Genomic DNA, 11249 nt, shown 5'->3' with positions numbered 1-11249 from the left:
TGATCTGTCACTGGCGTGCGACCAAAGCCCAGCCCGCCGGGCTGGCGTTTTTGCAGCTTGGCGATTTCCCGCGGCAGCGCCTTGCGGTCGACGAATTCCAGAAGATGCAGCCGGTGCTGGCAGGCCACCGCCACCATGGCGCCGAGCGGCGTCTCGATCCAATCCGCTAGGAGCGCTGCGTCCTTGCGAAAGGCCCCCGGTGCCAGCCCCACCAGCCGCGCAAAAGCGGCGCGAAAGGCGCTGGCGCTCTCAAACCCCGCATCAATCTGCGCCGCGATCACCTTCTCTCCGGCGCTGAGCGTGGTGAAGCCATCGCGCAACCGCCGCTGCCGGGCCATTTCCAGGAATGTCATGCCAAACTGGCGCTTGAAGGCGCGGCGCGCGGTGGAGGGGTCCAGCCCCATGGCCAGCAGATCCTCCTCGCGCCAGCGATAGGAGGGGCGGGCGTCCAGCGCCGCCAGCAGTTTGCGCACCATCGGATCATTGCCCGCCGCCTCCAGCGGGTGGCAGCGTTTGCAGGCGCGAAACCCGGCCTCGATACAGGCGCCGGGGGTTTCAAAGAACTGGCAGTTCTCGAACTTGGGTTTGCGCGCCGGACAGGTCAGCCGGCAGAATATCCCGGTGGAGGAGACCCCGACATAGGCGCGCCCGTCATAGGCGCTGTCCCGCGCCAGAAGCGCCGCGTAGAGGGTTTCGGAATCAGGCAGGTCAAACATCATCATGGCATCACCCTAGCCTGTCCGACCGCCCCCTGCCGCCGAAATTCGGGCGTTTATTCCCGCGCGCAAAGCCCCACGCAAAAGGGCCGCCCCAAACGGAGCGACCCCTGTCAAATCCCTGAGCACCTGTGCCCGGATTATTTCTGTTCCAGCGCCGACAGACCCTTCAGGATGTCGATCGCATAGGCCAGTTGGTAATCCTCCTCGCGCAGCTCAGCGGCTTTTTCGGCCTTTTCGCGATCCGCTTCGATCTGGCGGATTTCATCCTCGGAGAGGCTGTCGTTGTTCAGACGTCCCCGCAGATCCGCTTCGGAGCGCTGGCGGAAGGCATTGCTTGCGGGCTCTTCTTCCTCTGCGTCGGGGCGACGGCTGGGCTGTTGCACCACGATATCGGGAGAGACGCCCAGCGCCTGGATCGAGCGACCCGAGGGCGTGTAGTAGCGCGCCGTGGTCAGACGCATGGCGCCGTCACCACGCAGCGGCATCACCGTCTGCACCGAGCCTTTGCCAAAGCTCTTGGTGCCGACAACGATGGCGCGGCGGTGATCCTGAAGCGCACCGGCGACGATTTCCGAGGCAGAGGCAGAGCCGCCGTTGATCAGCACCACGATGGGTTTGCCATTCACCAGGTCACCCGCGGTGGCGTTGAAACGCTCGCCATCCTCGGGGTTGCGGCCACGGGTGGAGACGATCTCGCCGCTTTCCAGGAAGCTGTCGGCAACGCTGATCGCCTGATTGAGCAGACCGCCGGGGTTGTTGCGCAGATCCAGCACGATGCCGTTGACGTTGTCCATCCCGCCGAGTTCCTCGACCTGTTTCGCGAGGTTTTCCTCCAGGTTGGGGGTGGTCTGTTCATTAAAGGTGGTCACCCGCAGCACCACCGAATCACCCACGTTGCGGCCGCGCACGGCGGTCAGCTGGATGGTGTCGCGAATGATGGAGATATCAAAGGGTTCGTCCTCGCCCTCGCGCACCACGGTGATGATGATTTCGGACCCGACCGGGCCGCGCATCAGTTCCACCGCCTCGTCGAGCGACAGGCCGAGCAGGCTCTCGCCGTCCACATGGGTGATGAAGTCGCCCGCCTCGACGCCGGCCTCATCCGCCGGGGTGCCATCCATCGGCGAGACCACTTTGACAAAGCCGTCTTCCTGGGTGACCTCGATGCCAAGACCGCCGAATTCGCCCCGGGTCTGCACCCGCATCTTGGCGGCGTCATCGGGGGAAAGATAGCTGGAGTGCGGATCAAGCGATTGCAGCATGCCGCCGATGGCGGCTTCGATCAGCTCGGTCTCGTCCACCTCTTCGACATATTGCGCGCGGATGCGTTCAAAAATATCGCCGAACAGGTCGAGCTGCTCATACACGTTTGCCTCACTGCTTTCCTGCGCCAGGAGCGGTGCGGCCACATAGGTCGTCGCCACCACGCCGGCAAAGGTCCCGGCCAGGGCCGCCATCGCAAATTTCTTCATCTCTTGCCTATCCACCTTGCCCGACCCGGAACCATGTCTCGGGGTCCACGGGACTGTTTTCCATTCTGACCTCTATATAGAGCGTTTCTGTCCGGTCAGTTCCACCCCCTTCACCGCTAAGTGACAGAATTGCGCCTGTCGATGCCGTTTCTCCCCCCATCAGGCCCACCGGCGTGCCCTCGGGGATCACCTGCCCGGCGCTGCCAAAGACCTCGGCGAGGCCGGAGAGGATAAACAGCGTATCCGGTTGCGGTTCCAGAATGACCACATTGCCAAGATCGAGCAGCGGGCCAAGATAGCGGATCGTCGCAGCGGTGGGGCTGGTGACCAGCGCCCGGGGACGGGTGGCAACCAGGATACCGGCCCGCGCCACCCCGGCCGCGTCGCGCTCGCCATAGCCGCGCAGCACCAGACCCTCCACCGGCAAGGAGAGGTCGCCGCGCCGCTCGGAAATATCGCCGCTGGTGGTATCGACGCCATTGGCCTCGGCGATCAGCGCCAGCCCATCGGCAAAGCCGGTCAGCGTCTCGGTCGAGGAGATCAGGATCGCGGTCTGCACCGGATCCTCGGTGAAACGCTGCGGCAGGTCCTGGCGGTCAGCAATCGCGGTGGAGAGCGCCGCGCGCGCCTCCTGCACGCCGCGCAGCTTATGCGCCGCGTTCTGCTGCAACAGGCGCAGGTCGCGCACCTCTTGCAGATCATTGCGCAGGGCCTCGGCGCGGGCCTGCACCCCCGGTGTGACCTCCGCCAGCATCATCGCCGAACGCGCCGCGCCCAAGGGGCCGGAAGGGTGCAGCATCAGCACCGGCGGGGTTGAGGTCTCGATGGTGATGATCACGCCAAGCAGATCCGCCACCTCATCCTCGCGCGCCTTGAGCTGGGTGGTAAGCTGGGTTTCCCGCCGCGCCACCCGGCGCAGCCCGTCACGCATCGCCTGCAAGCCCGCCTCATAGGCGCGCACAGTTTCTGTCAGCGCCGTCACCCGGTCGTTTGCGCTCTTGGCCTGATCCAGACGCAGGGCCGCCGCCTCAAGCGCCGCCGCGGCCGATGCCGCCGCCTCTCCCGGGTCGGAACTGGCCGCATACGCCCCGCTCCCTGTCTGCGCGGCGAGGCCGAGGCAGACCAGCAGCACTCTCAAAAGCCTCATGCCAGCAGGCTTTCCCCGGTCATCTCGGAAGGTTGCTCCAACCCCATCAGTGCCAGCAGGGTTGGCGCCAGATCCGCAAGCCGCCCGTCGCGCAGGCTGGCCCCCTCCGGCCCGCCGACCAGCGCCACCGGCACCAGATTGGTGGTATGGGCGGTATGGGCGCCGCCGGTTTCCGGGTCCACCATGAGCTCGCAATTGCCGTGGTCGGCGGTGACGATCATCGCGCCGCCTGCGGCCTTCAGCGCCGCAACCACCGCGCCAAGCCCCTGATCCACCGCCTCGCAGGCCTTGATCGCCGCGTCCAGATCACCGGTATGGCCCACCATGTCGGGGTTGGCGTAATTGGTGACGATGAGGTCATAGCCCTCCTCGATCGCCTCGACAAATTTTGCGGTCACCTCGGGCGCCGACATTTCCGGCTGTAGATCATAGGTCGCCACCTTGGGCGATTGCGGCATGTAGCGGTCCTCGCCCTCCTCCGGCACTTCCTTGCCGCCGTTGAGGAAGAAGGTCACATGCGGGTATTTCTCGGTTTCGGCCAGACGGAACTGGCGCTTGCCCTGTTTGGCGACCCATTCGCCCAACGTGTTAACGATTTTGCGCTTGGGATAGGCGGTGGTCATATAGGCGTTGTGGCCTTCGGAATATTCCACCATGCCCAGGAGCCCTGCCAGCGCGGGCCGGGCGCCGGTGTCAAATTCGCTGAACCCCGGCTCGCCGATCGCCCGCAGGATCTCGCGCGCGCGGTCGGCCCGGAAATTGAGGCAGAAGACCCCGTCGCCGTCTTTGATGCCATCAAAGCCCTCGATCACCGTGGCCTTGACGAATTCATCCAGCTCATCGCGCCCATAGGCGGCCTCGACGGCCTCACGCGCGCTGGTGGCGGTGAACTGCCCCGCACCCTGCACCATCGCCGCATAGGCCTGAGAGACCCGCTCCCAGCGGTTGTCGCGATCCATCGCAAAATAGCGCCCGGTCACCGTGGCGATGCGCGCGCCCTCTCCCAGCCCCGCCTCGATCTGCTCCAGATAGGAGAGTGCCGATTTCGGCGCCACGTCGCGGCCATCGGTCACCGCATGCAGCCAGACCGGCACGCCGGCATCCCGGATCGCCTTCACCGCGGCGAGGATATGGGTCACATGGCCATGTACACCGCCGTCGGACACCAGCCCCATCAGATGCGCCGCACCGCCGCTGGCCTTCAACTCGGCGATGAAGGCTTGCAGCGCGTCGTTGTCAAAAAAGGAGCCATCCTCGATGGCGAGGTCGATCTGCCCCAGATCCATCGCCACCACCCGACCGGCGCCGATATTGGTGTGGCCCACCTCGGAATTGCCCATCTGCCCCGTGGGCAGCCCCACATCCGGCCCATGGGTAATGAGGCGCGCGGTGGGGCATTCCGCCATGATCGCATCCAAAGTCGGCGTCCTGGCCAGATAGGGCGCATTGGCCGGCCCCGGCGCGGCACTGCCCCAGCCATCAAGGATACACAGAACAACGGGTTTGGGTGCGGACATCTCTCGTCTCCGATGAAGGGCCTTTGCGCGCTGTTCTACAGGCTTCGCAGCGGATGCGAAACCACCCAAGCCCCGTCACGCGTCGTTTTGCCAGCCAAAGCGGCGCGTCCATCGGCTCACCTGCGGCACGCTCCCGCCGCGCGCGCCGCCCGGCAACCTTGCGCTGGCGGCACCGGGGCACAACGCCCCCGTTCCGCGCCACATCCAGCGCACCGCAGGTGCGCTGCCGGGCCCAACGGGAGGGGTGGCATTTTCAATGCCGTCCCGACGGGCGGGAGCGCCCCCTGCCGTGCTGCGAAACCGCAATAATCGGGTCGCCGCGGGGCCGCGGGGCTTGCTAGGCCCGGCCAGACGCAACCCCAACAGGACCACGCCCATGCCCCATATCATCGCCATGCCAACAGAAACCGTTCGCGCCTATCAGGCCGGTCAGCCCGATGCCCATGGTCAGGCACCGGAGCGCGCCATATCCGACGGCGGCGGCAATCCCTGTCGCCATTGCCTGCGCTACATTCCCGAGGGCGCCGAGATGCTGATCCTTGCCCATCGGCCCTTCCCCTCCGCGCAGCCCTATGCGGAAACCGGGCCGATCTTTCTCTGCGCCGATGCCTGTGCCCGCTATGAGGGCGATGCGATGCCGGAGGTTTTCACCCGCTCGCCCGACTATCTGATCAAGGGCTATTCGGCGCAGGATCGCATCGTCTATGGCACTGGAATCGTGATCCCTCAGGCGCAGATGATGGCGCAGGCGGAGGAGATCTTCGCCGATCCGCGGGTGCGCTATATCCACATCCGCTCGGCGCGCAACAATTGCTATCAGGCCAGGATCGAGCGCTAAGCCGCGCGGCCTAGAGCTGCTTGGTCATCGCGTAATTGTGGATCATCACGCCCCGGCGTTCAAAATCGCGGCGGCCCCGGTCGGTAAAGCCCTGGCGCAGGAAGAACCGCCGGGCGGCCTCGCTGGCCTCGACATAGAGCGAGGCAAGGCCAGCCGCCCGGGCCTGCGTTTCCAGCCGTTCATAAAGCGCGGCGCCGATGCCGGTGCCCGCCAGATCGGGCGCGAGGTAGAAACAGTCGATGTGGCCGTCGCTTTCCAGCTCGATAAAGCCCTGCGCCACGTCATCGGCATCCGCCGCCACCCAGATCTGGCGACCGTCCTGCGTATGCGCCAGCACGCCCTCAAGCGGCGCGGGCGCGGGGCTCCAGGCGGCGCATTGCTCGGGCGTGTAGTCGCGCGCGCCGACCCTATGCACGGCGCTGTGGAAGATGCGCGCCCAATCCTCGGCGTCGCGGGGCTCAAACATCCGAATGCGCATGGGACTCCCCTTAGCGGGATTTGGTCAGCGCGAGGAAGACATCTTCGAGATCGGCTTCCTCGGTTTTGACATCGCGAATCGAAATGCCGGCGGCGCGCACCGCTTCCAGCACCGCCTCGGCCGGTGTTGCATTGCTGTGATAGCGCAACACCAAGGCACCGTCGCCGCGCAGCTCGGCGTTGATGCCCGCCCCCTCGGGCAGGGTGGTCACCGGCGCGGCGGGCTGTACCACCATGGCGCGTGCATCCAGACGGCCCAGCAGATTCGCGGTGGAATCGCGCGCCACCACCTCGCCCTGGTTGATGATGGCGATCTCGTCGCACATCTCCTGCGCTTCTTCCAGATAATGGGTGGTGAGGATGATGGTCATGCCCTGCGCGTTGAGCTTGCGGACATTCTCCCACAGCATCTGGCGCAGCTCGATATCGACACCGGCGGTGGGTTCATCCAGCACCAGAATATTGGGCCGATGCACCAGCGCCTTGCCCAGAAGCAGCCGCCGCCGCATGCCACCGGAGAGGGTGCGTGCATAGGCCTCGGCCTTGTCTTCCAGCCCGATCAGCTCCAGGATGCCATCGCTGTCGCGCTCGGATTTTGGCACGCCGTAAAGCCCGGCCTGCACCTCCAGCGCGCCGCGCGGGGTAAAGAAGGGGTCAAGGTTCAGCTCCTGCGGCATCACCCCGATCGAGGCGCGGCTCTGGCGTGGATTTGCGTCCTGATCAAAGCCCCAGATCGTCACCTTGCCCGAGGTTTTCACCACCAGACCGGCGAGGATATTGATCAGCGTCGACTTGCCCGCTCCGTTCGGCCCCAAGAGCCCAAAGACCGATCCACGCGGCACCATGAGGTCGATCCCCTTCAGCGCGTGTTTCTCCGGCTGACCTTTGCGCCCCTTGTAGGTTTTACGCAAAGCTTCGATACGGATTGCCTCGTCAGTCATCGCGGCTCTTGCCCCCGGTATTTCCATAGCTCATAAAGCCCCTAACGCATTAGCCAGAGGACTGCCAGCGATGACCATTGAAGCGCCGGAAACCAAGATCGTGGACAGCTATCGCGTCGCCTGCGACGGCAGCGAGGGCGCGCTGGGACATCCGCGGGTCTATCTGCAAATCCCCGAGAGCGAGGGTTTTGTGGAATGCCCCTATTGCGATTGCAAATACATCCACAAGGATGCCCCGATCCAGAACGCCTGATCCGGTCTTTCGCCGCCCGGACTGAGCCGCTAGGCTCCTGCACATGGCAGAGCTGTTGATCGTCTATCATTCCCGCACCGGCGGCAGTCGGCAGATGGCCGAGGCCGCCGCAGATGGTGCCAGGGCCGAGATCCCCACCCGTTTGATTGCGGCAGAGGCCGCCGGACCGGCGGATCTGCTGGCGGCGGATGGCTATATCTTTTGCGCACCGGAAAACCTCGCCGCGCTTTCGGGGGCGATGAAGGAATTCTTTGATCGTTGCTATTATCCTGTTCTGGGTCAGCTGAACGGGCGCGCTTATGCGCTGATGATCTGCGCGGGATCCGACGGCGAAGGCGCGGCGCGGCAGGCGGCCCGAATTGCGCAGGGCTGGCGGCTGAAACCGGTGCAGGCGCCGATCATCATCTGCACCCATGCCCAAACGACCGAGGCCATTCTGGCTGATAAGGCGATCCCCGAGACTGAGCTGCAAGACTGTCGCGCGCTGGGACAGGCGCTCGGTGCGGGGCTGGCGATGGGGATATACTAGCGATGGCCCGGTCCGGCCGTGAGGCCGGACAGCGCCTGACCTTCCCCCCCCCCGGGAAGGCGCTTCGCACCTCCCCAAGGTCAGCCGCCGTCCTCACCGTGAGGCTCAAACACCAATTGCCCTCCGACGCCGGATCATTGATAACCGGGAAACAGAACACGAACGGTTTCCCCAAAGGAGCGCCAAGGTCATGAGCGAAACGCAATTCGGCAAAGGCTGCCATCTTCACCTGATTGATGGCTCGGCCTTTATCTTTCGCGCCTATCACGCGCTGCCGCCGCTGACGCGGAAATCCGACGGGCTGCCGATCGGCGCGGTAGCAGGGTTTTGCAACATGCTGCAACGCTATGTGGAGGGCAACACCGGCCCCGATGCGCCGACCCATGTGGCGGTGATCTTTGACCATTCCGGCAAGAGCTTTCGCAACGATCTCTATGATCTCTACAAGGCCAACCGCCCGCCCGCGCCCGAAGATCTGGTGCCGCAATTCCCGCTGACCCGCGAGGCCACCCGCGCCTTCAACATCGCCTGCAAGGAAATCGAGGGCTTTGAGGCCGATGACATTATCGCCACCTTGGCCTGTCAGGCCCGCGATGCCGGCGGGCGGGTGACCATCATTTCGTCGGACAAGGACCTGATGCAGCTGGTCGGCGGCGGCGTCGAGATGCTCGACGCGATGAAGAACAAGCGCATCGACAGCGATGGCGTGCGCGAAAAATTCGGCGTCGGCCCGGATCGTGTGGTGGATGTGCAGGCGTTGGCGGGCGATTCGGTCGATAACGTGCCCGGCGCGCCCGGTATCGGCATCAAGACGGCGGCGCTGCTGATCAATGAATTCGGCTCGCTCGAGGAGCTGCTGGACCGCGCCGAAGAAATCAAACAGCCCAAGCGCCGCCAGACCCTGATCGACAAGCGCGAACAGATCGAGATGTCCAAAACGCTGGTGCAGCTGGATTGCGACATGGAGCTTGATTTCTCGCTGGACGATCTGGAAGTCCGCGACCCCGACCCGGAGGTGCTCCTGGGCTTCCTCAGCCAGATGGAATTCCGCACCCTGACCAAACGGCTTGCGGATCAATTGGGGCAAGAGGCACCGACCATCCCAGAGGCCCCTGCGCAGGCCGCAGCGCTGGAGCTGCCCGAAGCGCCGGGCTTTGACACCGCCCAATACACCACGGTGCGCGACGCCGAGACGCTGGAACAATGGATCGCGCAGATCCGCGAGCATGGCTATGTCGCGGTGGATACCGAAACCACCGGCCTGGACGATATGATCGCCGATCTGGTGGGGATTTCGCTCTGCGTGATCCCGGGGCAGGCCTGCTATATCCCGCTGACCCATAAGACCGGCAATGCCGATGATCTGTTTGGCTCGGACGCGCTGGCCGAGGGGCAGCTTGGGCTGGACGACGCACTGGCGCTGCTGAAACCGGTGCTGGAGGATGAGGCCATCCTCAAGATCGGCCAGAACATGAAATATGACGCCAAGATCTTTGTCCGCAATGGCATCACTGTGGCGCCGATCGATGACACCATGCTGCTGTCCTATGCGCTGCATGGCGGGTTGCACGGCCATGGCATGGACACGCTGTCCGAGCGCTACCTCGACCATCAGCCGATCCCGATCAAATCGCTTCTAGGCAGCGGCAAATCGGCGATCACCTTTGACCGGGTGCCAATCGAGGACGCCACCCCCTATGCGGCCGAAGACGCCGATATCACCCTGCGCCTGTGGCAGCTCTTTAAACCGCAGCTGCACCAGCAGAAGGTGACCACCGTCTACGAGACGCTGGAGCGGCCGCTGGTGCCGGTGCTGGCGCAGATGGAACGTCACGGCATCAAGGTGGATCGCGACACGCTCAGCCGCATGTCCAACGCGTTTTCTCAAAAGATGGCGGCGCTGGAGGCCGAGATCCATGAGCTGGCGGGCGAGGCATTCAACGTCGGCTCGCCCAAGCAGCTGGGCGAGATCCTGTTTGACAAGATGTCCCTACCGGGCGGTAAGAAGGGCAAGACCGGCGCCTATGCCACCGGCGCCGATATCCTGGAGGATCTGGCCACCGAACACGAGCTGCCCGGTCGGGTGCTCGACTGGCGGCAACTCAGCAAGCTGAAATCGACCTATACCGACGCGCTGCAAGAGCATATCCACCCGGAAACGGGCCGGGTGCATACCTCCTATGTGCAGACCGGGGCGAACACAGGCCGGCTGGCCTCCACCGATCCCAACCTGCAAAACATTCCCGTGCGCAGCGAAGAGGGCCGCCGCATCCGCGAGGCCTTCGTCGCCGAGGAGGGCAATGTGCTCCTGTCGCTGGACTATAGCCAGATCGAGCTGCGCATTCTGGCCCATGTGGCCGGGATCGACGCGCTGAAACAGGCGTTTGCCGATGGGCTCGACATTCACGCGATGACCGCCTCCGAGATGTTCGACGTGCCGCTGGAGGAGATGACGCCCGAGATCCGCCGCCAGGCCAAGGCGATCAACTTTGGTGTGATCTACGGGATTTCAGGCTTTGGCCTTGCCCGCAACCTGCGCATTCCGCGCGGCGAGGCGCAGGGCTTTATCGACCGCTATTTCGAGCGCTTCCCCGGAATTCGCGCCTATATGGATGCGACCGTCGCCTTTGCCAAGGACCATGGCTACGTGCAGACGCTGTTCGGCCGCAAGATCCACACGCCGGAGATCGCCGCCAAGGGGCCGCGCGCCAGCTTTGCCAAACGGGCAGCGATCAACGCACCGATCCAGGGCACAGCCGCCGATGTGATCCGCCGCGCCATGGTGCGCATGCCGGCGGCCATCGCACATCTGCCCGCGCGGATGCTATTGCAGGTGCATGACGAATTGCTGTTCGAAGTCCCCGCAGCCCATGTGGACGAGACCATCGCGACGGCCAAATCCGTTATGGAGAACGCCGCCGACCCCGCCGTGCATATGGATGTGAAGCTGGTCGTGGAGGCCGGACAAGGCCAAAACTGGGCCGAAGCGCATTAACACCCCGGCGCGCCCACCATGCCGGTGGCGCTCCCGCCCGTCGATCAGGCATGAATATGCCCTCCTCCCGTTGGGCCCGGCGCCCTGCTGTCGCAGGGCGCGGTCGCGTCTCCTCCAATCCGTTCCGAGTCGGATCAAGGGAGGCGCAGCCTCCGCGCGGCACGCGCGGCTTGCCCTTGAGGCGACTCGGAACATCCCATCCTTGCACAGGTGCGTCAGGGCAGACCTGCCCCTGATGCACCTCTCAGCAAAAGAAAAGCGCCGTGCGAAGCACGGCGCCGGGCCCAACCGATGAGGGATATTCGCAGAATATCGTGAATGGGCGGGAGCGCCACCGGCGAGACCGGGAACTGATGACGGG

At 64.7% G+C, this 11249-nt stretch carries 10 protein-coding genes; 4 read left to right on the top strand and 6 right to left on the bottom strand.

What is annotated here, in order from left to right:
• The 4 genes from HCZ87_RS17215 to gpmI form a co-directional block, all read right to left on the bottom strand.
• On the bottom strand, positions 1-719 hold a 719-nt coding region (locus HCZ87_RS17215; RefSeq protein WP_167645739.1), incomplete at its 3' end, for a bifunctional transcriptional activator/DNA repair enzyme AdaA.
• Positions 720-856: 137 nt separating this feature from the next.
• A complete protein-coding gene (locus HCZ87_RS17210; RefSeq protein ID WP_167645737.1) occupies positions 857-2191 on the bottom strand; it encodes a S41 family peptidase in 1335 nt (444 codons plus the stop codon).
• A 7-nt stretch (positions 2192-2198) separates the two neighbouring features.
• Positions 2199-3338, bottom strand: a complete 1140-nt coding sequence (locus HCZ87_RS17205) for a murein hydrolase activator EnvC (protein WP_167645735.1) — start codon at positions 3336-3338, stop codon at positions 2199-2201.
• Complete coding sequence (gene gpmI, locus HCZ87_RS17200) at positions 3335-4855, bottom strand: 2,3-bisphosphoglycerate-independent phosphoglycerate mutase (RefSeq protein WP_167645733.1); 1521 nt, start codon at positions 4853-4855, stop codon at positions 3335-3337. The genes HCZ87_RS17205 and gpmI overlap by 4 nt, the downstream gene beginning before the upstream one ends.
• Positions 4856-5231: 376 nt before the next feature.
• Between gpmI and HCZ87_RS17195 the strand changes: the two genes are divergently transcribed.
• Positions 5232-5693, top strand: a complete 462-nt coding sequence (locus HCZ87_RS17195; protein ID WP_167645731.1) for a DUF1203 domain-containing protein — start codon at positions 5232-5234, stop codon at positions 5691-5693.
• A 10-nt stretch (positions 5694-5703) separates the two neighbouring features.
• On the opposite strand, the gene HCZ87_RS17190 is transcribed toward HCZ87_RS17195, so the two are convergent.
• Complete coding sequence (locus tag HCZ87_RS17190) at positions 5704-6171, bottom strand: GNAT family N-acetyltransferase (RefSeq protein WP_167645729.1); 468 nt, start codon at positions 6169-6171, stop codon at positions 5704-5706.
• 10 nt (positions 6172-6181) lie between these two features.
• The gene (locus HCZ87_RS17185) at positions 6182-7111 is read right to left on the bottom strand and encodes an ABC transporter ATP-binding protein (protein ID WP_167645727.1); all 930 of its coding nucleotides are present in this window, start codon (positions 7109-7111) and stop codon (positions 6182-6184) included.
• A 70-nt stretch (positions 7112-7181) separates the two neighbouring features.
• Here HCZ87_RS17185 and HCZ87_RS17180 point away from each other — a divergent pair, with 70 nt between their 5' ends.
• From HCZ87_RS17180 to polA, 3 genes are all read left to right on the top strand, one after another.
• Positions 7182-7364: a zinc-finger domain-containing protein gene (locus HCZ87_RS17180; RefSeq protein ID WP_167645725.1), complete on the top strand. Its 183-nt coding sequence runs from the start codon at positions 7182-7184 to the stop codon at positions 7362-7364.
• A gap of 43 nt (positions 7365-7407) precedes the next feature.
• Positions 7408-7893, top strand: coding sequence for a flavodoxin family protein (locus HCZ87_RS17175; RefSeq protein WP_167645723.1), 486 nt, complete (start codon positions 7408-7410; stop codon positions 7891-7893).
• Between the two features lie 190 nt (positions 7894-8083).
• A complete protein-coding gene (polA, locus tag HCZ87_RS17170; RefSeq protein ID WP_167645721.1) occupies positions 8084-10888 on the top strand; it encodes a DNA polymerase I in 2805 nt (934 codons plus the stop codon).
• Positions 10889-11249 lie beyond the last annotated feature (361 nt).

This window comes from Phaeobacter sp. HF9A, from assembly GCF_011806385.1.
Lineage (GTDB): Bacteria > Pseudomonadota > Alphaproteobacteria > Rhodobacterales > Rhodobacteraceae > Epibacterium.
The sequence above is the reverse complement of the archived record's forward strand: the minus strand, read 5'-3'. Positions and strand labels throughout refer to the sequence as shown.